The organism is Acholeplasma equirhinis (genome assembly GCF_017052655.1).
Classification (GTDB): Bacteria; Bacillota_I; Bacilli_A; order Acholeplasmatales; family Acholeplasmataceae; genus Acholeplasma; species Acholeplasma equirhinis.
The window spans coordinates 588,387-613,705 of sequence record NZ_JAFIDC010000001.1; the positions used below are offsets into that span (position 1 = coordinate 588,387).

At 30.5% G+C, this 25,319-nt stretch carries 23 protein-coding genes; 6 read left to right on the forward strand and 17 right to left on the reverse strand.

The annotated features are described in order from the left end of the window. Nucleotide 1: 1 nt before the first annotated feature. The 7 genes from JV173_RS02680 to ribA all read right to left on the reverse strand — a co-directional run bounded on the left by JV173_RS02680 (nt 2) and on the right by ribA (nt 7,925). The gene (locus JV173_RS02680; protein WP_205734753.1) at nt 2-331 is read right to left on the reverse strand and encodes a hypothetical protein; all 330 of its coding nucleotides are present in this window, start codon (nt 329-331) and stop codon (nt 2-4) included. Continuing rightward, a complete protein-coding gene (locus JV173_RS02685) occupies nt 328-1,821 on the reverse strand; it encodes a DUF1538 domain-containing protein (protein WP_205734754.1) in 1,494 nt (497 codons plus the stop codon). The genes JV173_RS02680 and JV173_RS02685 overlap by 4 nt, the downstream gene beginning before the upstream one ends. 106 nt (nt 1,822-1,927) lie before the next feature. Beyond that, nucleotides 1,928-2,140, reverse strand: coding sequence for a hypothetical protein (locus JV173_RS02690; protein WP_205734755.1), 213 nt, complete (start codon nt 2,138-2,140; stop codon nt 1,928-1,930). A gap of 67 nt (nt 2,141-2,207) precedes the next feature. After that, on the reverse strand, nt 2,208-2,678 hold the full coding sequence (locus JV173_RS02695; RefSeq protein WP_205734756.1) for a hypothetical protein: 471 nt from the start codon (nt 2,676-2,678) through the stop codon (nt 2,208-2,210). Nucleotides 2,679-2,756: 78 nt separating this feature from the next. After that, the gene (gene pepF, locus JV173_RS02700) at nt 2,757-4,562 is read right to left on the reverse strand and encodes an oligoendopeptidase F (protein ID WP_205734757.1); all 1,806 of its coding nucleotides are present in this window, start codon (nt 4,560-4,562) and stop codon (nt 2,757-2,759) included. 68 nt (nt 4,563-4,630) lie between these two features. After that, complete coding sequence (locus JV173_RS02705) at nt 4,631-6,631, reverse strand: HD domain-containing phosphohydrolase (RefSeq protein WP_205734758.1); 2,001 nt, start codon at nt 6,629-6,631, stop codon at nt 4,631-4,633. A 121-nt stretch (nt 6,632-6,752) separates the two neighbouring features. After that, nucleotides 6,753-7,925, reverse strand: a complete 1,173-nt coding sequence (gene ribA / locus JV173_RS02710) for a GTP cyclohydrolase II (protein WP_205734759.1) — start codon at nt 7,923-7,925, stop codon at nt 6,753-6,755. A 272-nt stretch (nt 7,926-8,197) separates the two neighbouring features. On the opposite strand from ribA, the gene JV173_RS02715 reads away from it, so the two are divergent. Together JV173_RS02715 and JV173_RS02720 are read left to right on the forward strand one after the other, a co-directional pair. Next, the gene (locus tag JV173_RS02715) at nt 8,198-9,379 is read left to right on the forward strand and encodes a class I SAM-dependent rRNA methyltransferase (RefSeq protein WP_205734760.1); all 1,182 of its coding nucleotides are present in this window, start codon (nt 8,198-8,200) and stop codon (nt 9,377-9,379) included. A gap of 123 nt (nt 9,380-9,502) precedes the next feature. Next, on the forward strand, nt 9,503-10,156 hold the full coding sequence (locus JV173_RS02720) for a hypothetical protein (protein ID WP_205734761.1): 654 nt from the start codon (nt 9,503-9,505) through the stop codon (nt 10,154-10,156). Nucleotides 10,157-10,200: 44 nt separating this feature from the next. Here JV173_RS02720 and JV173_RS02725 read toward each other — a convergent pair whose 3' ends face one another. From JV173_RS02725 to JV173_RS02760, 8 genes are all read right to left on the reverse strand, one after another. Next, nucleotides 10,201-11,058: an IS3 family transposase gene (locus tag JV173_RS02725; protein WP_205735434.1), complete on the reverse strand. Its 858-nt coding sequence runs from the start codon at nt 11,056-11,058 to the stop codon at nt 10,201-10,203. Beyond that, the gene (locus JV173_RS02730) at nt 11,055-11,405 is read right to left on the reverse strand and encodes a transposase (RefSeq protein ID WP_205734762.1); all 351 of its coding nucleotides are present in this window, start codon (nt 11,403-11,405) and stop codon (nt 11,055-11,057) included. Before JV173_RS02730 ends, JV173_RS02725 begins: the two co-directional genes overlap by 4 nt. A gap of 128 nt (nt 11,406-11,533) precedes the next feature. After that, nucleotides 11,534-12,325, reverse strand: a complete 792-nt coding sequence (locus JV173_RS02735) for an ABC transporter permease (RefSeq protein ID WP_205734763.1) — start codon at nt 12,323-12,325, stop codon at nt 11,534-11,536. A 1-nt stretch (nt 12,326) separates the two neighbouring features. Continuing rightward, a complete protein-coding gene (locus tag JV173_RS02740; protein ID WP_205734764.1) occupies nt 12,327-13,151 on the reverse strand; it encodes an ABC transporter permease in 825 nt (274 codons plus the stop codon). Then, nucleotides 13,132-14,133: an ABC transporter ATP-binding protein gene (locus tag JV173_RS02745; protein WP_205734765.1), complete on the reverse strand. Its 1,002-nt coding sequence runs from the start codon at nt 14,131-14,133 to the stop codon at nt 13,132-13,134. Before JV173_RS02745 ends, JV173_RS02740 begins: the two co-directional genes overlap by 20 nt. Before the next feature lie 224 nt (nt 14,134-14,357). Continuing rightward, nucleotides 14,358-14,861, reverse strand: a complete 504-nt coding sequence (locus JV173_RS02750; RefSeq protein ID WP_205734766.1) for an LURP-one-related/scramblase family protein — start codon at nt 14,859-14,861, stop codon at nt 14,358-14,360. A gap of 72 nt (nt 14,862-14,933) precedes the next feature. Then, the gene (locus JV173_RS02755; protein WP_205734767.1) at nt 14,934-15,578 is read right to left on the reverse strand and encodes an HAD family hydrolase; all 645 of its coding nucleotides are present in this window, start codon (nt 15,576-15,578) and stop codon (nt 14,934-14,936) included. Nucleotides 15,579-15,659: 81 nt separating this feature from the next. Beyond that, complete coding sequence (locus JV173_RS02760; protein WP_205734768.1) at nt 15,660-16,343, reverse strand: MBL fold metallo-hydrolase; 684 nt, start codon at nt 16,341-16,343, stop codon at nt 15,660-15,662. Between the two features lie 139 nt (nt 16,344-16,482). Here JV173_RS02760 and JV173_RS02765 point away from each other — a divergent pair, with 139 nt between their 5' ends. The 4 genes from JV173_RS02765 to JV173_RS02780 all read left to right on the forward strand — a co-directional run bounded on the left by JV173_RS02765 (nt 16,483) and on the right by JV173_RS02780 (nt 23,352). Next, nucleotides 16,483-17,265, forward strand: coding sequence for a hypothetical protein (locus JV173_RS02765; protein ID WP_205734769.1), 783 nt, complete (start codon nt 16,483-16,485; stop codon nt 17,263-17,265). Nucleotides 17,266-17,571: 306 nt separating this feature from the next. Further along, nucleotides 17,572-19,581 (forward strand): InlB B-repeat-containing protein, encoded by a 2,010-nt coding sequence (locus tag JV173_RS02770; RefSeq protein ID WP_205734770.1) that lies wholly within the window; start codon nt 17,572-17,574, stop codon nt 19,579-19,581. 67 nt (nt 19,582-19,648) lie between these two features. After that, nucleotides 19,649-20,752, forward strand: coding sequence for a S26 family signal peptidase (locus JV173_RS02775; protein WP_205734771.1), 1,104 nt, complete (start codon nt 19,649-19,651; stop codon nt 20,750-20,752). Next, a complete protein-coding gene (locus JV173_RS02780) occupies nt 20,749-23,352 on the forward strand; it encodes a glycoside hydrolase family 10-like protein (protein ID WP_205734772.1) in 2,604 nt (867 codons plus the stop codon). Before JV173_RS02775 ends, JV173_RS02780 begins: the two co-directional genes overlap by 4 nt. A 45-nt stretch (nt 23,353-23,397) precedes the next feature. Here the strand turns inward: JV173_RS02780 and JV173_RS02785 are convergent, their stop codons facing one another. After that, complete coding sequence (locus tag JV173_RS02785) at nt 23,398-23,991, reverse strand: hypothetical protein (RefSeq protein ID WP_205734773.1); 594 nt, start codon at nt 23,989-23,991, stop codon at nt 23,398-23,400. A 126-nt stretch (nt 23,992-24,117) separates the two neighbouring features. Then, a complete protein-coding gene (locus JV173_RS02790) occupies nt 24,118-25,200 on the reverse strand; it encodes a GGDEF domain-containing protein (protein ID WP_205734774.1) in 1,083 nt (360 codons plus the stop codon). Between the last annotated feature and the right edge of the window lie 119 nt (nt 25,201-25,319).

A 25,319-nucleotide genomic window follows, 5' to 3' on the forward strand; every position in this document is an offset into this window, starting at 1 on the left:
ACTAATTTTCTCCTTTTAATTGATCATTTAGCATCTTTAATGCGGCACTGGAGATGCTGTTTAGACTCATAGCACAGGCGACACCCATACCACGCTTAGTAAATTCGAATTCTTCTTCTAAATGATTTAAGATTGGTGACACATCTTCATTATTTGCTAAAGCAAAGACAACATCTTTATCGTTTTCAGCTAAAGATAATGCATCTAGAATTTCTGTTGGTGCAGTACCTTTGCCGATAAAGGTTACTGCAGTCAAGAGGTTTAATTCTTGACAGCTTTTTAGCATACTTGATGTGCGTCCTTTATCTGTAATGATTAATAATAACTTCATACATTTTCCTCACTTTCAAGAGAAATGACTTCTTCTTTTGTTGATAAGTCTTTTGCTCGATGAGCTTGTAGTTTTGATAATAAACCAAGAATTTGAATTGTAATTAGTGGTGTCATTGCAACAAACGCAACAAGTCCAAATGCATCTGTTAGGATGTTTGCTTTTGTTGGATCTATACCAACACCTGCTCCAAATACAAATGGCATCAGGAATGCAGATGTTAATGCACCAGAGACAGCTCCACCGGAGTCAAGTGCAATCGCATAGAAAATCTTTGGTGTAAAGAACATCATGAAAATAATAATAATATAAGCTGGTAAGATTATCCACCAAATATTCAATCCTGTCAAGACTCTGACCATTGCAAGTCCAACAGAAATTGCTACCCCAACGGATAATGAAACGAGCATCATTCGTTTAGTTACAACACCAGCAGATACATCTTCTACAAGTTTATTTAAAACCATAACCGAAGGTTCTGCAGCAATTGAAATGTAACCAAACAACATACCTAAAGGAATTAATGCCCACTTAAATGTACTTTCAGCAAAAAATTTACCCATGTCATGAGCAAGATTAACAAGTCCTGCATTTGCTCCAGTTAAGAATAATACTAAACCAATATATACATATAAAAATGCAATTAATACTTTAATTACTTTTTGTGTCTGGAATTTAAATACTGTAACTTGGAAAATTCCAAAGAATAAAATAAATGGTAATATTGCAACTAACATTGAAACTGCATTAGACTTTAAATAATCAATAAAAGTACTTTGTAAATCAAGATCTGGAGTTACAGGACTAAAGAAAAATCCTAAAACTAATACTGAAATAATAGGTCCAATACTTGCAATACCTATTAGACCGAATGAATCGATATCAGCATCTTTATCCCCACGGGCTTTAGCAAGACCATAACCAAGAGACATAATAAATGGTACGGCCATTGGTCCTGTTGTAACTCCACCTGAGTCAAAAGCAACTGGAATAAATGATGGATTAAAAATAGCAACGATTCCTGCAACACCAAATACTAACCCATAACCAATAATTGTTAATGTTCTTAAATCAAATTGAAAAATAATACGCAAAAGTGCGATGACAACAAAAATCCCTGTACCAATTGATACAGTACTGATTAATACAAACGGATTAACAACAGCTTGGAATTGGTCTCCCAAGACCCATAGTGCTGGTTCTGCAAGTGTAATTAATAAGCCGACAGTAAAGATTACTCCAACTAATAGCCAAAGATTTTTTCTTTGAACTAAATAATTTCCAATTTCTGATGCAATTGTCATCATGGACGCTTCTGCCCCCATCGAGAAAATTGCTAATCCTAATGTAAGTAAGACTGCACCAATTAAGAAATTCATAATTAAAGTACCATCTAAACCAATTAATAAGCTGAGTAAAGCAACACTAATTGTCATTGGAATGACTGCAGTTGCTGATTCTATAATTTTAGCAAATAATAATTTACGCATAGCAAGTCCTTCCTTTCTAATTTATTGTAACATAAATAAACTTACTTTCTCAGTCCTTTATAAAATAAAGTATAAAAAATGGAATGCTTTTGACATTCCATTATTTCTATTTTCCTTCTAATGCAATTAAGCTGACAAGTAGTAATAAAAGTGGTTGATAAACTGTTGACCAAACAATCGCAACAACTGCTTGAACTTGTGTCCATAAATCACTTGAAGATTCCCACGCATCAACGTACAGTTGGAATGAATTCAAGAATAATGATGCAAATACAACACCTGCAACAATTACACCTGCTAAACCAATAAGTCTTCTCATTTTTTACTTCCTCCCTCTATTTATACTAATCATACACAAAAATATAAAAAAAATGAACCAAAATGGCTCATTCTTCTTCGACAGGTTTTAAGAATACTTTCAATACCCAGAACCCAATCCATACTGCAGCTGAAATTGCTGCATAAGCGATAGCTGAAGATTGAACTTCAACAGGATCCATAGCTAAGTAAGGAGTTAATTCTTTAAATGATGCAGGGTTAATCGCGCTAACTTCATTGAATTGGAATGCAGGTATAGATAATGTTGCAAAACGTATTTCACCATCAGGTAGTGAATCATGTGCTAAATCAATTTGGATTACTACAAATTGGAAGTTTTGAGTAAGATAGAAATGACTAAATGACACTTCTACACCTTCAATTGAGTTTTCCTCTTCAATCTCTTCTGCAATGCTTTCACTTGCCTCTTGAAGCATTCCGTTTAAACTTTGTAATCCAAATCCATAAGCATAATATAAACCTGAACCAATCAGTGCAAGTAAGCCTAACACTGAGATAAATGTAAATAGACCTCTCATCGTTTCCTCCCCTAATAAGATTACTTTCTATTATAATGATTTTTTATAAAAATTAAAGTCGAACTCTATATTTTGAGTTTAAAAATTGTTATTTTCAGACATTTCAATGATTTCTTCAATCGTACTTCCAATAAACTCAATTGTTTCATTAAGCGGTTTATCCGTTGTTAAGTCAATGCCTACCATCATTGCAAGCTCTAAAGGTTTCTTTGTTCCACCAGCCTTTAAAACTTCGATCCAACTTTCAGGTTTAATCACACCTTCAAAAATCTTTTTAGAAACTAAAGTACCTAATGTAAGACCTGCTGAATAAGTATAAGGATATAACCCCATGAAATAATGTGGTTGACGCATCCAAGTTAAACCAGCCCAATCTGGAATTTCAACAGCATCTCCCCAGAACTTGCGAAGTTGAGTGAGTTTGATGTTGTTTAATACATTCGCTGATAATGGTTCACCTTTATCCATTTTTTCATAAACTTCTCTTTGGAATGCAGCTTCTAATAAATGTGTAACAAAGTTATGATAATAAGTTCTAGAAATCATCACGGATTTAATCCAACGTTTCGTCCTTAAATCTTTTGCTTTATTTGCTAAGTGACGACTCATAATTAGTTCATTTGTCGTTGAAGGTGCTTCAATAAAATAAAGTGAAGGTCTTGTATTGAATATGTTTTGGTATTTGTTAGCGTATTGGAAATGACCAGCGTGTCCAATTTCATGTGCAAGTACCATAACCTCATCCATTTGACCATTCCAATTAATTAAAATGTAAGAATTAGCACCATAAGGTGATGAACAAAATCCACCTGTTGATTTACCTTGATTTTGAGGGAAATCAATCCATCTTTCATCAAATGAACGTCGTACAATTTCTAAATACTCCGGTCCCATGATAGATAGACCATCCATTAATAAATCTTTTGATTCTTCTATTGTTACTTTAGGCTCAAAATCATGATCTACTGCAATCTTTAAATCTGCATAAGTTATTTTATCTAAACCATTCACCTTTTGAAGTAACTTAGCATACTTTCTCATGTATGGTGCTAAGTTTTCCATGATTAAATCAATTTGACGATCCATGAATGCACGAGGTACTTTTTGACCATGTAAAAGATAATCAAATACAGACTTAAAACCTCTAATATCAGCCATTGCTTTTTCTTTTAAAAGTTGCGTTTGATAGTTGCTTGCAAGACCGTTTTGGTATTCTTTTAATTTTGCATAGAAAGTTTCATATGCAGTGCGTCTAACTTTAGTATTTGGTTCATATTCATATTCATTTTCAAATAAAGTAAATGAATTAGGATATGTAACACCATCAATTTCAAAATCGTTAAATTTCATATCTGCTAATTTAAAACGATTATAATTTCCATATGGAGCATTTAAAACTGGTGATAAGTTGATTAATACTTTTTCAGCTTCTTTTGATAAAGCATATTTACGATCTTCTAAAGTTTCTTCTAAATAAAGAGCATGATCCTTATTTTGAGATATTGCTTCTCTGATAACTTCTTCTGGTACTTCTTTAAGTTCAGTTGAAACAAATGACATCATTTTTGATAGTTTTTGGAATCGCATCATCCCTCTACCACTTCTCATTTGATTCTCTTCTGAGATAGAATCTCCAGATTGGTGAAGTGATGCATATGCTGAAAGTCTAACCATTACTTCTTGATTTTTTCTTACTTCAGTTAAACATGCATTAATGGTTTTTGCATCTTGAAGTTTACCTTCAAATTTTGCTTGAAAGTCAGCAATAGACTTTTCTAGGTTAGAAAATGCATTTTCGTATGATGATTCATCATTAAATAATTGATAAAGATCCCATGTGTATTTAACTTCTACTTCACTTCTTTTAGGTAATTGTTTCTTCATGTTATAATCCATCCTTTTTGATATTTTAGCACTTTTAATTAAAAGCACATGTCGCCATGTGCTTTTTTTTAATCATTTTCTACTTCTTCAATAATATTCACAAAGATTTTAACGAGTTCAGGGTCAAATTGCGTACCACTGCATCGCTTAATTTCGTTTACTGCATCTTCTTTAGAAAGTGGGTCACGATAAGTTCTCTTACTAATCATTGCATCATATGCATCTGCAATTGAAACAATTCTTGCACGAATAGGTATTTCTTCACCTTTTAATCCACGAGGATATCCCTTACCATCAAAACGTTCATGGTGCGATAAAATGTCTCGGGCAATTTCTGAGTATTCTGGTGCAGTTGAGATGATTCTAAATCCAATTTCAGGATGTCGTTTAATGGTTTCCCACTCCTCATCTGTTAGCTTACCAGGTTTATTTAAAATGGCTTCATCAATAGCAATTTTACCAATATCATGCAAACTTGAAATCGCACGTAATAGATTCAACTCATCTTTTTTCATTTGAAGGTGTTTACCAATACCAACACAAATTGCTGCTACACGTTTTGAATGCATCTCTTCTCTTGGGTTTTTTTCGTGTAATGATTGAAGAATCGTTTTAATAAATTCACTTCTGTGTGAATCAGATTCGAATAACTTATGTCGATACATAAGCTCTTCCGAAAGTTTAATAACATCTCTAAATTTAATCTCTTTAGTCTTTACTGCAATACCGTATGACAGTGATAGTGTAATACCACTTAATTTTTCTTGATCAAGACTGAATAACACTTTTTCCATAATTGAGGTTGCAGTTTTTTGATCCATATTGGGTTGAATGATGACAAACTCATCACCGCCCATTCGACATACAAAACCAGTTTCACTAAAGTATTCTTCTAAAATTTTGCTTGCTCGAATAAGTACTTGGTCACCCATTCTATGTCCAAATGTATCATTGACAAGTTTTAAACCATTAATATCACATGAAATAACTGCAATTAGTTCAATATTTGATTCTTGTAGTTTACCTATCTTTTCTTCAAAGTATCGACGATTATAAACACCTGTTAATGCATCATGATATGAGAGTTTAATAATTAATTCCTCATATGTTTTTTGTTCAGTAACGTTTCTAACAAATACGGTAATACCAGTAATTTCACCGTCTTTAATAATTGGTGAGAATATTTCTTCTAAATATTTACCTCTTACATCCTCGACTTCAGATGTTGTTGAAAGGGGATTACCTTTTAAAACCTTTTCAAAAGTTTGTAGATAGCGTGTTTTCATTGAATCACTGTTTAATAATTTTAAGAAATTATCACCCACTTGGATATCAATGTCATAGTATCGTTTCATCTCATGAAAATGGAATTGATTAAAGGTTAAATAATTAAAATTTTTATCAAGTGCATAAATTTCAATGGTACGATTATATTCAGCAGTATACTTCATTAAGAGTTGTTGTGCTTGTTCTAATTTTGATAGTGCAATACGATTTTTCTGCTGATCCATGATCACACCTAAATACATCGTAATAATTGGGAATAATACGATAAATGGAATTAACATGACTTGAATAACCATCATATTATTAGGTAGTGTAAGGAACATTGAAATTGTAATGATATGTACAACAAGACCAATAATGAAATATTCTAAATATTTATTCTTAAATTTAATATTGTGTGTTAAATATTTCCAATAAATACCAATTGCACCAGAAAAGATGACAGTTGCTACTCCAACTAACGTACCACTACCACCTAAAAATATACGATATGAAATTGCGATAACAGCTGATATGATGGTTGCAATAGGTCCAAAAAATAATCCAGAAATTGTAAATACTAAAGTTCGAGTGTCGAAAATAATACCATCTTGAAAATTAAAAGGATTGGACATGATGAAAAGAGTCGCAGCACCGATGACGAGTCCTGCAAATATTTGTTTACTTATTTTGGTGTTTTTTATTTCAAAGTTTGAGGTTGCATATAAAAGTACCAAAACTAACAAAATAAGAATGTTATTTGATAAATCAATTATGATACCAAAAATTTTATTCCAATCCATAGATACCTCTTATTAGAATTAGGTGTATACTCCCCATGTTTTTATTATAACAATAAATTAATGTTATAACCTTTAAAACAAAAAAACCTCGAAATATAACACAATTTTCGAGGTTTTAACACTATTTATCAAATTTTAATAGGTGTCCCATTTTTTCTTTTTTAATCTTTAAATACATTTCATTTCTTTCATTGTGATTGAGTTGGATTGGCACACGTTCAACAATTTCTAAACCATATCCTAAAAGACCTGAAATTTTAAGTGGGTTATTTGTCATTAATCTAATCTTTCTAACTCCTAAATCTTTTAAGATTTGAGCACCAATTCCATAATCTCTTAAGTCTTCTTCAAATCCAAGTGCAAGATTTGCTTCCACTGTATCTAAGCCTTGATCTTGAAGTGCATAAGCTTTAATTTTATTAATTAAACCAATGCCACGACCCTCTTGACGCATGTAAAGTAAAATGCCACGACCTTCTTTTTCAATTGCATCTAGTGCTGCTTGAAGTTGTTCACCACAATCACACTTCAATGAACCAAATGCATCTCCCGTTAAACATTCAGAATGCACTCTTAATAAAACGGGTTCATTTGAATCAATTTCACCTTTAACAAGTGCAACATGGTGTTCACCTGAAATTGCATTTTCAAATCCAACCATTCTAAATGTTCCATGATATGTTGGTAAAATTGCTTCCGCTGCTTTCTTAATCAAACTTTCTTTTGAATGACGATATCTAATCAGTGAAGCAATCGTGATTAGTGGCATTTTATTTTCTTTTGAAAACTTTTCAACTGCTTCTAATTTGAGTGGTTCACCTTTTGAATTCGTAACTAAAATAGATAACGCTAATGCTTTATAACCACCAAGTTTTGAAAGATCAACAGATGCTTCACTATGACCTGCACGTTTTAATACACCACCATCATGTGTCATTATAGGCACTAATTTGGAAGGTAATTTAAAATTGTCTTCCATTTTTTGATCAAGTAATGACTTTAATATTTGAAGCAATCCAAAACTATCTAGGTTTTCTTTCAAATTAACTTTTAATGGATTTAATGCAGATTCATACGTTGCATCAATATTTAAGTCTTTAAAGTAATCTCTTGGTGCATTTAATTTCATATATGCAGGATTAAGTGATGTAATGAATTTTAAATCATCTAATGTTATTTTTTCTATCGGATAAACAATAGTGCCCGTATTATCTAGATCGTAATCATCAACAATAACTACAGGTCTACCTTCTTTAACTAATGGCATAATATCTAGTATTTCATTGAATGTCATATTTCCTCCTAGTCTACTTAAAAATATACAGGTATGTATACGTTTAAACGTGTTAACTTTTTAAGTCTTTTATTGTTACTATATTTTATTACATATAGATTATTTTAAGGTGAAATATACATTTCGAATTTGAAATAAATTATTTATACCTTAATTTAATCTATTTAGTTTAGATTCTGGGTCTTATATCTCTATTATATCACTCATATCAAATGATAATTATCATTTAAGGCTCATCTTCTCATGATATAATTGTCCGTGAGGTAATTTATATGACAAGCTTAAAATTATTTTTAAAACCAAAAGAAGAAATAAGAATTAAAAACGGTGAAAACTTTGTTTATTCAAACGAAATTGATCGTTTTGAAGGTGATATCAAAAGTGGTAGTCAAATCAATGTTTTCAGCTCACGAAATGAATTTTTAGGTACAGGGTTTTTAAATACAAATTCTAAAATCTTTGTAAGAATCATTTCTAGAAAAGATATTACATTAGACAAAGATTACTTTAAACAATTAATCAAACTAGCAAATGATGCAAGACTTGACCTAGGTTACAAAAATACATATCGACTATTCTTCAGCGAAGCAGACGGTATTCCAGGTTTAATTATTGATAAATATGGAGCATATTTAGTCATTCAGATTTCATCTTACGGTATTGATCAAAGAAAAGATATGTTTGTAGAGATCCTTAAAGAACTCTTTAATCCAAAAGGTATTTATGAACGATCTGATATGCCTTCTAGAACTAAAGAAGGATTAGAACTCTTTAAAGGTGAACTTTACGGTTCTGTACCAGATGAACTAGAAATCTATGAAAACCATATTAAATTATATGTAGACGTTAAAAACGGACAAAAAACTGGAACATTCTTAGACCAGAAACAAAATCATGCAGCAATTAAACCTTATGTTAAAAATAAAGAAGTGTTAGACTGCTTTTCTCATATTGGTGGGTTCGCATTACATGCAGCAAGCTTTGGTGCGAAAAGTGTACTAGCACTTGATATATCAAAAGATGCTGTAAATCAGATTAAGAGAAATGCAGAATTAAATCAGCTTAATAATGTTAATACTGAAGTTTGTGATGTCTTTGATAAATTAAGAGAATTTGTTAGATTAGGTAAGAAATTTGATGTCATTATTCTAGATCCACCAGCTTTTACTAAGAAAAAGGAAGATATTAGCAAAGCATATCAAGGTTATAAAGAAATCAACCTACAAGCAATGAAGATCCTTAATTCAGGTGGTTATTTAATCACATGTAGTTGTTCACATTATATGTATCCAGATTTATTCCTACAAATGATTGGTGAAGCATCTAGTGATTCAAAAAGAAAAGTTCAAATGATTGACTTTAAAATCCAAGATATGGATCATCCTGTCATCTTCACTGCAGATCAATCATTATATTTAAAATATGTCGTTTTAAGAGTGAATGATTACATTTAATGAAACATTTCTGAAAACTATTTTCAAAAGTTTAAAAATATATTAAAATAAAGCATTATTCTTTGTAATTAAAAATAATTAAGTATAATTTACCCTGTGAAGTAAGGAAAGGAGGGGAATTATATGAAAAGAATCGTGCTTTTTTTAATTGTTACATACTTATCATTTGGTCTGATTGGTTGCCAAATTGATGATCTTATTGATGAAGATCAAGATAACACAGTTGTACTTGGAGGCGAATATCAACCAGAAAGTATTTTAAGTAAATTAGGGGAAACTTATTTCATTCGATTCAATTTAATTGATGAGGATGATGAAACAGTTGAATATGTGATTGCAAAATCAGGTAATATTGAACTTTACACTTCTACAGAGGCTACTTATTTATTTGAAGGTGATAAAGTCTATGAACTCGATTTAGAAGCCGAAACTAAGACTGAATTACCAGAATACATGTTTGAAATCTTAAGATTATCTCAAGAAATTACATTAACATTTATGGTTGAATGGGCTGAAGACTTAGGTTATGCAGCTAATTTCATAAAGTCAGAAACTTATCTAAATCGCACAGTATCCATTTATGAATACAACTTCGGTTACGCTGGTACATTTATCAAAGCAAGTTATACAATCGACAATCTAACTAAAATCGCGTTAAAGTTCGAATATGAAACGAACTTAGGTAAATTTGGTTGGTCTGTAGATGAATTCAAATTATCAGATATAAACCTTACAAGTTATGTTGCATTTGAATCTGTTGAATCAGATTTAGAGTAATAAAGAAAAACCACCGGTTGAGTTAGTTCCCTTAAAACGGACAATTAAATAAAAAACCTAGAGAGAGCTTGTTTTCGATATTGAATCGGAGCGAGCTCTTTTATTTTCTTTTGTAATCTTTCTTCATTGTAATACTTAATATAATCCTCAACTTTTAAAATCATTTCAGATTCGCTCATTTTATCGTTCAAATACACACATTCACTCTTTAATGAACTAAACCAAGTTTCTATTGGACTATTATCCACACAGCTTCCTTTAAATGATGCACTCTGTTTAATGTTATTTTCTTTTAATAAATTTGAATACACTTGTGATGTGAATTGTGCCCCTTGATCAGAGTGAATAATTAATCCTAATCTTTGATGCTGCGGGACATCACTAATCGCCATTTTTACTGTATTTAACACGAAATCATGGCTCATAAATCTAGATATTTTATAACTTACTATACTTTTGTCATACATATCTTTTATTGCACATAGATAGAGTATGCGCTCTTTACAGAAAAGATAACTAATATCTATACTCCATTTTTCATTTGGGCGTTCTGTGGTAAAATCTCTCTTGAGGAGATTAGGTATCTTGATGTGTGGTCTAGCGCCCCATCTAAACTTTTTCTTCCTAATGATTGACTGAACTTGATTCAGTCTCATATAACGGTACACGGAATATCTTGTCAGGATGAGGCCGTGTACTTTTTTTATATTCATTTGGAGCCGCTCGATTCCTTGTCTTTTATCCTTAAAATATTGGTCTAATATAATTTTGTTTATTGCTTCATTGTAGGATTTATATTTTGGCTTACCTAGGGCGATCCAATCATAATAACCGCTTCGTGAACACTTTAACCTTTGGCATAAATTCTTGATTGAATACCTACACTTTAATTTATCAATTATTTGACACTTTTCTTTTGATTCCTTAAGTAAGCTATCTGTTTTTTTATATCTTCATATACCTTTAACTCTTCAATTAATTGTTCTTTACTCATATCTTCATACTTGATTGGTTGTTTAGGTCTACCTTTGTTTGGTGTTGTTTCTTTGGTTGCTATACCACGTCTATCTACTGTTGTTCCAAATGTTTGATATTGTTTAACCCATCTTCGAACCACAGATGAATCTACATCCAATTGTTTTGCTAAAGTAGTATAACCACTTGATTTACCAGTTAGATAATTAATTACTATTTCATTTTTTTCTTCAATTGTATATTGTCTATGTTTGATTGTTTTTCTTTCTCTCATTTTCTTTCCTCCTTTAAAAACTATCTTAAACAAAAAATAGAGCTACATGCATTAGTTTGCATATAACTCTAGGTTTTTTTTATTATTGTCCGTTTTAATTAAATAGTTTCGTTTAGGTGGTTTTATTTTTAACTTCCTGCAGATTCATATCGTTTGATACCTTGACTCCAAACAAGTAAAGAAACACCTATCATGCATGTAGATGCAATAACAACATAGAGTACTTGCTCCCAAACATTTCCACCAAATAAAAGTGCTTCTACCGGGAAAAATATAACAACAGAGAAAGGGAGAATATATGTAAGTACGAAACGAATCGCTTGATGGAAAATTTGAATAGGATATTTTGCAAAATTTGAAAAATCATAGATTGTTGTCATAACTTCAATACTTCGCTTTGTCCAAAAAGAGATCGATGCAAACGTAAGTTTAGTTGCAAAAAAGAACAACATTGAAAAGATGACACAAACGATTAAAGCAAATATATTTGAAACGGTCCATGTAATTGTGACATATGGTGTAAAGAAAATTAAGAAGAAAATACCTAAAATGAGTTCACCAAATCCTTCTAATTGAATCATTTCAACAACAAGTTGAAATAATGGATTTAATGGTTTAATTAAGTATTTATCTAAAATTCCTCTTGCAATACCACCATTTGATAATTGCCATACTTGGTCAGATAAAATATGATCGAGTGCTTTAGGAATTAAATAGAATCCATATAAGAATCCCATCATATTGACATCCCATCCATTTAATGACGGAATCGCACCAACGGTTAAATATAGTGTGAAGAATAGTAATGCATTTTCGATTAAGAACCCAAATATACCTACAAATGCATCAAATCTATAAGATAATCTTGCTTTAATTGAACGTGATACATAGATAGGATAAAGTTTTAAATATTTTTTCATCTTAACCACCTACGCTCACAATATGTTTTTTAAGTTTATTAAAGCTTAGGTTACATAAGAAACCTAAGACGAGTACCCATACAAACTGAATTAAAATTGTATATAAAATATCAATATCTTGTATTCTTCCCATTAAAATAAGAATCGGATTTTCAATCATACTTTGGAAAGGTAAAAACTTTAATGTAATTTGTAACCATTCTGGAAAGAATGCACTTGGTAGTAAACTACCAGATAAAAATGATAACATGATGTTTCTAATTAACATTAGACCGAATAAAGCATTTGTAAATATTGCAATCTCCCCAATTAAGAAACCTAAATGGTCAGAAATAATAAATGAAAGAATTGCACTTACTACAAATAAAAGTAAATTTAAAATATTTGGTAAATCTACACCTAGTACAAAATAAAGTAATCCGTTTGCAACGAAAAATAGTGGAATAAATAAAAGAATAATAGTTGATAAGAAATTACCAAAACTACTTGCTAAAATACGATAACGATAACTCATTGGTCTAATTAATGAAAGCGCGATACCCCCTTCATAAATATCTTCACCAACTATCCAAAATGAAATTGATGAAAAGACTAATGTTGATGCAATTCTTGCATAGATTAAATAAGTCACCATTTCATTAAATGTCATACCATTAATGACATCAACAGGTGAATTAGCATAAATTGCTGACCATAGAAAATATAAAATCAGGAGAGAAACAATATCACCAAGCAACCAACCAAACGCACTAAACTTATATGCAAACCCTGAAAGTATGCCACCTTTAGAGAATGCCCAATATTTTCTAAGCCTTCTTAGTTTCATAAATTTTCTTCACGATATTTTCTAAAGAATTTTCTTCAATCTTAATATCTTCTATTTGGAATATTTCAAAGATAGTTTTTAAAACTGAATTAACAGGTGTTTTTGCATGATTAAAAGATAGATGGATATATCCACCATCTTCACATACATCTGCTTTATCTTTAAGTTTAGATTGTAGATCTTCTAGTTTGGTTAAATCTTTGGATGTGAATGAAATATTCCTCATATCACCAAATTTATTTTTAATCGTTTTAAGTGATCCATCATATAGAATTTGACCTTCATCAAGGATGATGACTCTATTACATAAATCTGTAATATCATCCATGTTATGAGTTGTTAAGATTATTGTTGTTTGATATTGAGAATGAATTTGTTTAATTGCTTCGATCATTTTATCTTTAACAAGCACATCAAGCCCGATTGTCGGTTCATCTAAGAACAAGATTTTAGGATTATGAATAAGACTTGCAGCCAAATCTGCACGCATTCTTTGACCTAATGATAATGTTCTTACCTGTTGATTGATAAACTCATCTAAACCAAGAACTTCTTTTAAGAACTGATATCGTTCCTTATAATCAGCTTCAGAAACATCATAAATCTCTTTTAAAATAACAAGTGACTCAATCAATGGTAGATCCCACCAAAGTTGTGTTCTTTGCCCAAAGACAACACCGATATTATTTAACACATGTTTTCTTTGTTTAGAGTCGTATGGCTTATAACCATCAACAGTTATTTCTCCTGATGTTGGGGTTAAAATACCACACATCATTTTAATGGTTGTTGATTTACCGGCACCATTTGCACCAATATAACCAACAATTTCCCCTTTTTCTACACTGAATGAAATGTCTTTTACAGCTTCAACAGTGTCATATTTCATACTAAATAAAGTCTTTAACATGCCAAGAATTCCAGGTTTTCTGACTGGTCTTTTAAAGTTCTTCTTGGCACTCTTTACTTCAATGACTGCCATATTTATCTTATCCTCGCTTCTTAATATAATTATAAAGAAATCTAATTCAAACTTCTCGTTATTCTATAATGCGGTATCGTTTACATATTTTTTATCAAGAGAAAGGCATCAAACCTATCATTTCTAATAAACTTGCTCACAATGCCATCATTACACGCATATAAGCAAAGACCAGAACATTTTAGCATTCTGGTCTCTTAAAAATAGATTTAATTTATTTCATTTTAACCGTGATGATTGTCACCATAGCGATCATTATGCGTTAATGAATCAATACCGATGACAAGTGATACCATGAGTGGAATATTTTCACCATCTAAAATATCAATTTCATAGGTATCGCCCCATGATAACCATTTCTTATTAACAGCAGCTACAACACGTCCATTTTTGATAATTGCGAAATTATATGCTAAGATTTGTCCTGAAATTTCAAAATGTTCACCTTTAATATCTGCTGAATATTTTGGAATAAAGAAAGTGAAATGTTTTTTAATAACGCCAATTGGTTGTTCGTTTGCATCTTGAATGTCTAAATAACGATTAAAGAAATGAAGGATTCGATGAGAAAAATTATAAAGAACTTTCCCATTACGATCAACTAATGACATTTTTCCACGCCAAGAGAAGATTTTTCCATCTATTTTATATTGTAAATTTTGATTTGCATCATAAACATTATAAGTATCAGCAATTGCGAATATTTTTTGTTTAATATATAGTTTCATTTAAGTACCTATCCTTTACATACTCATTGTAATAAATATCAGAAGAAATTGCATTAAAAAAGTTTAAATTTTTTATGCAAAAATGAGCTCATGAAGTTCTTTTACTGATTGTACTAAATATTTAGGATTCAGTTTAATAAGTTCATCATAATCTCTAAAGCCATATGAGACAGCAATGCAATCAATTCCTGTGTTTTTTGCAGTTTCTAAATCAACTTCACTATCTCCAATATAAACTGATTCTACTTTTGTCATATTGAGTGAATTAATTGCAAGTTCCACCATATCTGGAGCTGGTTTTTTCTTAATATCTTCTCTTTGGCCAAGAACATAATCAAATAAACCATTAAAGATTGAATCTGCAAGTTCTTTTACAACATTATCTGCTTTATTTGATACAAGTGCTAATTTATTTCCCTTTGATTTTAATACCTTCAATAAATCAATGATGCCATCATAAGCTTTCGTTTTAATATTTGAATGGGATTCATAATAACTTTTAAATGATTCAAATGCTTTTTCAATATCAACATTGTAGCCTTCAAATGCTTTTTCAGTTAAATTTCTAATACCGTGTCCTAAAAATCTTCTTATATCTGACTTAGATCTAAATGGTGCATTAAATTGTTGTAAGGTATAATTCATACTATCAGTTAAATCATCTAATGTATCTAGAACTGTACCATCTAAATCGAATAAATATAATTTATATTTCATGTGTTCATCTCTTTTCTAAACTAGAAACATTATAGCAAGTTTTTATTAAAATAAAAAGGTTCGATTAAATGAACCTAATCATTATGATTTTTTATACATTCCACCATGATAACAATAATACGTTTTAACATCCATTTTCATTAACTTATCAAATGATTTAACTGCATCTTCCATGTTAAATGTGAAACTTGGGTTTGCAATTGCTGGTAAATGATTTTCTAAAACTATAGCATCACCAGATATTACTACATTTTCATTAATTATTTCAATTGATATATGACCAGGTGTGTGTCCGGGAGTAGAAATTACTTTAACACCACCACACCAAGGTAATATTTCACCATCATTTAAATAATAATCAACATTTACTGGTTCTAAACTTTCTAGAATCGAAATAAATCTATGTGCAAACTCTTTTTCACTATCAGGTACTAAATGTAAGGTTGATTCTGCTTGTTGCTGACGAAGTGGTTTTTCTTTTTTAGTAATCCAAATCGATTCTATTTCTGATGCGTAAACTTTGATTTTCGGATTTGCAAGCTTAATTTTTGCTGCACTTCCCACATGGTCATGATCATGATGTGTTAGCACTAACCCTGTTAGTTTATCGATACTTAATTGATGTTTATTAAGTGCATCTGAAATTAAATCTATACTACCAATTGGTCCTGAATCTACAAGTATGACATTAGTATCGTCTTGCAATAACATTAGATGAACCATGCCTTGACCAAATGGAATAGGTAAATCAATAATTTTATTCATTACTTAAACCTCTATTTTAGATAGATAAATTCTACTTATCTTTGTATACTTATTTTATTTCATTTTATGATTTTTAAATCTACAATTTGCTGTTATACTAAATTTAAAGCATAAAATACAATACAATCGGGGATACATAATGAAAAATATTAAAAAAATTTGGATTGTTATATTGTTAACTTTATTACTTATGGGTTGTGTACCAAGTAATTCAGATAATGATTTGCCAGATGACAAAGATCCAGATGATGAACCACAAATTGAAGACCCAATCGGATACCCATTCGATTGGCAAATTGAATTTGAGGTTAATACTGAAAATGAAACCATAAAAATAATTGCTCATTTTGATGATGATTTGGCACTTCATGAAACTATTGAGTTTGGAATATTATATTTATTTACAAACGAAGAAATTAACTTACATGAAAATTATGGACCAACAAACAAATATACAAAGTATACGTTTAGTTCGAACTTAACTTATACAATTCATGATATTGACTCAGTTAATTACAACATTAATCTTAAAGTAAGACTTTACTATGTAACTGACGGATATGCCTTCTATTCAAATATTTCTACCTTTAACCTTTATGAACAAAAGAAAAATGATACAGATACATTCGCAATCAAAATCAAGGATTTCGTTGAAGGTAATATCACAATCACCTCCATTGAGTTAATTATAAATTATACAAATTATACAATCACATCTAAACCTGAATATCTTAATATTCAAATTGCGTATGACTTCAAAGAAGTCACCCTTACAATTACACCAACAGAATCAAAATATCGCTTTAACGAAAACATTTCATTAATAATTAATAACAAAAACCAAAATATCAAGTTTAAAACAATTGAAAATAATATTCTAACTATTAAGTTTAATGATCCAAATTGGTCTGGAATTTACTAAAACACCGACAAAAAAGGTGTTTTTTTTGTTTTTAGATGAAAATATCTTTCTAAAAATGAAAATATTACAAATTCGAAACTTTTGATTTTTATATGAAAGCGTTTTTAGATATACTAATCTTAAACAACAAGCTAACGCTTTGAATTCCAAAATAAAAAAAGAACGGGGGATCTTATGGAAAATCTTATTAAGCGTTGTTACGAAACTCCTTCTATCGAAATTACTGAATTCGATGAGAAGGTACATGCCAATTCGACATCAGTACCGGTCGATTCATGGTTTGCGGATTAAAGGGAGACTTAAAACATGAAAAAGGTATGGGGATTAATATTTCTACTAATGGCTGCAGTAACAGCCAGTTTATCACTTGCTTATGCAGCAGGTCCTGTAACATCAGTTGATGGTGCATCAATTCGTACAACTGGTGTTCAAGGTTTACGCTTCTATGCAAATGTAGAAGATTTAGAATCAGTTCACGGTTTCTATCTATTATATGGTGATGCTGATGTAGCTGATTTAGAAGCTGCTTTACCAGAAATGTTACATAATGGTAAAACAGTTTTCAAAGCACCGGTTGAGGGTGCAGATCAAGATGGACAATTTAGTGTTGTCTTAACTGGTATTCCTGATAGAGGATATATGCAAAAAATAACTGCAATTCCTTATGCAGTTGTTGATGATGAAGAAGTTTATGGTGAACCCGTCACTAGATCAGTTGCTGAAGTTGCTCAAAAAATGACTTTAGCAGGTGATGGTGATGCAGGTACACAAGCAATTCTTAACTATGTCCATAATAATTATCTTTCAATTGAATCATTATCATATGGTCAATATGTAGTTTCAGGCTTATACACTGCTGATATTGATGTAATTCGTGCAGAATTAGTTAAAGATTGGAACACAAGATTTGGAACAAGTTGGGTTGATTTAGATGCATCTACTTTTGCAGCAAGCGCAAGAGTTGGTGGGCAAGGTTCACAAGGTTCAAGCACTACACTTGTAGGTACTAATCTACTCAAGTTTTTCCAAGATGAAACTTTTGGTCCAAAATGGTGGTGGCTACTTGAATATATGAATGCATATGGTGGAGGAACAATTCATCCTCAAAGACAAGCTCAAGCTCTCATGAATGGTGGAGTGAATTCAACTCTTGCAACTGTCTTCTGGGGAGACCACTTTGTTTATGCAGTATATAATTTACTAAAAGTTGACAACAAAACTGGCTGGAGTGTTTCAACATTGACATTTACTAAGGTTGATAATACAAGTATTGACAGATTGTATCAAATTGCAAATTACAACAATTCAATTATGAAAGATTTGTCAACTGTTGAATTATTACCAAAAGGTACACAAGTCACTTTACCTTCTTCAGCGGAATTATTTACAGGTTATACAAATTCTAATTTTACAATTTCAGGTTCAACTGTAACATTTGCAGCCAATTATACACTCAACAATATTGTAAGTTTACGTGTTAATAGAACTGCAATCAATTATTCAATTCAATATTTTGATGGTGATGATGCATTATCACTCTCTCCAACGTCTTATACAATCGCTTCATCTGAAATTACATTACCAATTCCTGTCAAAGATGGCTATTCATTTGAAGGTTGGTATGACAATCCGTCATTTGATGGTTCACCAATTACAAAAATTTCTACTGGATCAACAGGAAATAAAGTTTATCACGCAAAATTTGAAGCCACTGGTTTCTCACCAGTAACTATTACATATCAATTAAATGGTGGATCATTGAATAATGCTGATACAATTTTCTTCAAATCAACTCATAATCATACAGTTACATTATTTGCAAATAGTGGTAATGGTAGTCAATTACATTTGGCTACAGCTAAAATTGGAATTTATTGGTATCATATAGCATTAAAACCAACTGCAATCGCCGGTGTATATGAAGTTACATCAAAAGGTACAGGATCTGATTGGACAAAACCAGCAGATTCACCATATGTCCTAGCATTCCACGATAGTTTAGCAACAAATAAAGCTGCTATGCAAGCATTTTATAATAATGCAAGCGTAGGTAAACATGTCGTTATTAGTGGAACAATTCCAGCATCAACTTCAGCTAATGCAATCTCACTCGGAATTGGTTTAATTACAAATACATCCGTAATTTATCAAAATGTCACTTATAATTATCTAAACGATGAGCGACCATTCATTACACCAATAAAAGATGGTTCAACTTTTGGAGGTTGGTATACTACTCCAGATTTCTCTGGTTCAGCAGTAGAAACATTCATAGGTTTACCTTCAACTGTTACACTTTATGCTAAGTGGAACTAACTAATTAACAATAAAAGGCACTGTAGAAACCCTATGGTGCCTTTCTATTAACTTATAAAGGATTTATATGCTATATAAAATTGCAGATTTAATTGTTAAAATGAATCCTCAATATGATCCATTAACGTTTCAAGCCACACAGTATTTGGTAAGTGGTGATTTTGATGTTGATATTGATATTCCAGATTTATCTGAACATGTTCAAAAATATCAACATGAAAATAATCACTTAACACTAGGTGAAGCCGAGTATATGATTTATGGTTCCTACTTTTATACTAAGTTAATTAAATTTAATGGCTTTTTCCTACATTCTTCTGCAGTTGTATACCAAGATAAGGCATATTTGTTTTCAGCACCAAGTGGTACAGGTAAATCAACACACGCGGCTTTATGGGCTACAAATTTAAATGCTTATATTTTAAATGATGATAAACCTGCAATCAGATTAATTAATGATAAGTTTATCGTATATGGCACACCATTCACAGGTAAAACAAATACTGGTGTAAACAAGAAAGTCGAACTTGGAAATATAATTTTCTTAGAACGCAGCTTAGAAAATTATATACATCAAATTTCAAATGAACAATCTTTAAAATTTTTCTTACGAGAAACAATTCGTCCATTTAAAGAGGAAAACATGGAACTCGTCTTAAATCTTTATCAAAAACTAGCAACTAAACATCCATTTTACCTTCTTGGTTGTAACGTAAGTATTGATGCTTTATATACAGCTTTGCATGGACTTAATCTAATAAGCAGTATAGAAAAAACATTACTAACCAAAGGATTTGTTGTTACAAATGTTTATGGAAGAAGCATGTTACCTCTCTTAAGAGAAAATATTGATCAAGTCTTAATAAAAAAAACAGACACATATCATATATACGATGTTGTTTTATTTAAATCTAATGATAAACTAGTTTTACATAGAATCATAAAAATAAAAGGTGATACATACTATATCACCGGTGACAATCAGTATAAATTAGAACATGTCTATAAAAACCAAATAAAAGGGAAAATGAAAGCTTTTTATAAAGAAGGTAAAGAAATCCCTGTTAACGATACAGAATATTTAAAATACGTCAAAAGAATCACACGTACAAGACTTCTTCGTGCAATCATCCGAAAACTATCAAAGAAGAAAGGAAATCATCAAATATGACAATCATCAAAAGATTCACAGCAATCATCTTCTTAATCATTTTAAGTTTCGTTGTTTCATTTAATGAGACCTATAGTGCTGATGACTTTATTACAACTACTTCAGTTAATGACTACGGTCAAGAGTTAAGAGCAGTGTGGATGTCACCTATTACAGGTGAGATACCAAATAACGTCACTGAACAATCTTGGAAGAATTTATTCTTAAATGAAACCTTCCCAATGCTTGCGTACTATAACTACAATACAATCATTATTCATTTTAGAACACATAATAATGCTTATTATAATTCAACACTCAATCCAAAAGCAACTCAATTTGCTAATATAAACTTTAATGTATTTGACCCAATGGCTTGGTTAATTGAGGAAGCACATAATCGTGGTATTGAAGTACACGCTTGGTTAAATCCTTATCGTGTAACACTAGGACAAGCATTTCCACAAGCTAACCCAGCTTCAAATTCATCAAATCTTTTAACTTATAATAGTTCTACAATTTTAAATCCTGGTCTTCCAAATGTTAGAGAGTTTCTTTATGATACTGTGGAAGAGATTATTCAAAATTATGATGTTGATGCTATTCACTTTGATGATTACTTCTATACAAACTTAGGTGCAAATGGATCACTCTCAACAGCACCAACAATTATTTCCGAACCAGACCAATCAACTTTTGAAACATATGGTGTTGGTTATAATCATACAAATGCCGTTTCAAAAGCAAACTGGCGTCGTGAACAAGTAAATATTTTTGTCGAAGGTGTACATTACGTTATTAAATCTTACAATGAGACAAACGGTAAACATATTCAATTTGGTATTGCACCAACTGGTGTTTATAAAAATGGTAATGGTGTCGTTACATATGATGCAAATGGATTACCAGTAACAACTGGTTCACAAACTAATGGTCAAGAACACTATAACTCATATTTATTTGCAGATAGTCTGCATTGGTTAAAAAATGGATGGTTAGATTATTTTATGCCTCAATCTTATTGGGCAGACAATCATCCAGCTGCAAGTTATACAAAAGTTATGGGTTGGTGGGATAAAGTTTTTAAAAATTTAAATGTGAATCTTTATTCTGGACTTGGTCTTTATATGGCCGCATCTGCAAATGAAACTTATAATTGGAAAGCAAACGATACTGAACTTAATCTTCAAATGAATATCTTACACGGACTTGAATATGTAGAAGGATTTTCAGTATACAATTATCCAAACTTAAAAATTGGATATCAAGAAAGAAATAATCCTTCAAATATTGTCGCAAGACATGTCAACAATGCGAAATCACACTGGTCTAAAATAGCAATCTTCCCTGAACTTAAGAGTATGGAACCAGTATTAGTAGATCCAATTACAAGTATGGAACATCAAGGTGGTACATTATCATTTAACTCAGTTGAAAATGCAAAATTCTACTACATTTATCGTTCTACTGAAGAAATAACTTATGATGCATCAGAAATCATTGGTGTTGTAAGACATCAAGATTTACCAATATTAACCTATCAAACAAATGATTTAAATAATACTTACAATTATTCTATAAGAGTCTTATCACCAACAAATCATTTATCTGATGAACCTAATTTATCTGAAAATGCAATAATGATTCCTGGTGCTTCAATTAGAAATCAAGATGCAAACTTACAACAAGGTCTAAGATTCTATGCTGAACTTGTTGATGGATTTATTCCTGAAGAAAAAGGATTCTACGTTGTTTATGGTGTTGCATCCAAAGCACAACTTCAAACAGCAATCAATAATCCAATTGGTGGTAAAACCATATTAAATGGTAAAGAAGTCTTTAAAGCGTCTGTAGAAGGACTAGATGAAGATAACAGATTCTCAGTTGTATTAACGGGTATACCTGAAATTGGATATGCAACTAAAATCTCAGTTTTCGCCTACTACATCCAAAATAGTAAAGAAACAATAACAATTACAGTATCAACAAGATCAATTGCACAAGTTGCTATTAATATGGCTAAAACTAATGAATCAACTACTGCTTCTTTAGCAATCATTGAATCAGTTAAACAAAACTTTAATGTGCTACATACAACTATTGATGGCATTGCTGTTACGGGTAGTATTTATGAAGTTGATCGATTAAAACTTAAATCTGAATTCTTAACGGATTACAATAATAAATTTGGTAATGCATTAACAGCATCATCTACACCATTGCAATACAAAAATCAATTTTCAACTGGATTAACTGAAGCAGATAATATAACAAAGAATGTATCAAATTCAAATTTATACAAATTCTTTAATGATCCAATATATCAAGCTAAATGGGGTTGGATATTAGATTATTTCATAAGTATTGATGGTACATTACATGTTGAAAGACAGTCAATGGCACTTAAAGGTGATGGAACTTATGCTGATTATCAATTATGGAATTTCATCCATTTCTCAGCAACACTATATAATTTCTTTAATCGAGAACATGAAACACTAAACTATACTGCAATTAACTTCTCTCCAAGTTCAACATCTAACTTAAATTATCAAAAAGTTGCATTATTTAGTAATTCAATTTTAATTGATATCGATGATTATCAAGTAACTTTAAAATAACGAAAAAACAGAGCATTTATAGCTCTGTTTTATTTATAGACAAATTTAATTGAGTTTAAGATAATCGATATCTACTAATTGATAACTAATCTCTCGATAATAACCATTTTGTCCAAAATAATATAGATTATCTTTGCGATTATACACAATATCAATAATTGTAAAGTAAAAACTAAATGTATAAGCTGAAATTGATTCTGGAATGACAATGGTTTCTGAATGATTAAACACTTTATCTTTATATGATTCATTGATTACTTTATATTGATCAGTATTAAATTCTTCCAAACTAATTTCTTTAATAAAATATGCATCTTCCAAATTTTTATAATCTATTAATCCATTATTTGAACCTAAGAAGTTATCAATGGTGAATATTTCATCAGAAAAATATAAAGCCATTGAATGTATTTCATAATCAACATCCGAATAAGTAGGAACATGATTAAATGTTCCATAATGAAATTCTAGTTTGAAATTTTCAAAATAAAAGTATTTAGTATCACTTGATACTGCGACAGTTACTGTGTTCATTGGTGCAAGTTCATATCCAAAACCAACTCGATACGTGTTATCATTAGTACAACTTGTTAAAAATATGGTAATAATCAACAATGAAATGATGGTTAACTTTTTCATTCATTTCTCCAATTCAATAAGTATCGTTATAAATGTTTTTAAATAATATTTATTTTTTCTATTATACATTAAATTTTTTTATATATATGATACTTAAATTCTTCAAATCAAATCTTACGATTATTTCTAGTTAATCGGTGGAATAAATACTTCCACACGATCTCTACCTTTGGCTTTAGCTTGATATAGCGCTTGGTCTGCTTCAGTTAAATAATCATCAATTGTATTATTTGGATTGATTTTAACAATAGATATACCAACACTAATCGATATTTTATTATTTGGTACATTAAATGTTTTTAACGATGTTCTTAATTCTTCTGCTAGTTTTAAAAGACCATATTTAGTCATGTTCGGTCCGATACCAACAAATTCTTCTCCACCAAATCGATAAAAAGTCGTATCGTATTTAACTTGTAGGCTTAATAATGTTCGACCCAGTTCTTCTAAGCATTTATCTCCAATCAAATGACCATGTGTATCATTGTATTCTTTAAAATAGTCAACATCAAACATCATAATTGCTACATCATGTATATTTGATTCATTGAGAGTTTTTAAATCTTGATATAGTTTTCTTCTATTATATAGTTTGGTTAAAAAATCCATTTCTTTTTCAATATTCAGTTGACGCTGAATTTCAAATGTCTTTAATCTGGTTATTAAGAAAATACGCCCAAATAAAATACCTAACATTAAACTCGTTACTGTATTCACAAAATCTGTGGTGCCAAGATCAATTCCTTTAAACACATATGCATGAATAAGATGAATCACAAATAGTAAAATTGTAAATAAATTAACTCGACTAGATTTATCGATGACAATCAACGGTACAATAACAAAGAAAGTTAAAAGTGTACCTGCAGGTCGATCACTAAATCTAATAATGCTTAAATAGAAAAATAACCCATAATAAACAAATCCGAAAAGGTAAGCAAAAACAAGTGGGAATTGTTGACTCTTCCTCACTTTGAATATAATGAAAATTAAACATACCAATCCAAAAGTAATTAAATAAGCTGGTAAAGTTTCCAACATGCTTTGTTTAAATATTGAAAATAAAAGCGGAATAATTAAAGCGATGATCGATACAACAAACATTTTTGGTACAATTTGCTTATTATAATTATGAATCGCTTCTTTATTATTTTCAAATAAATCATTTGAATTGGTAAATGCAGTTTGAAAGAAAGCTTTCAAAGTCATGCAACACCTCTAAATTTATTGTTCTACTAATCAAATTATAGCATTTATTTATACAAATCGTTGAGATTTTATAATTAGATACATTTTAACTAAATTTATAGTTAAAAACTACATGATTT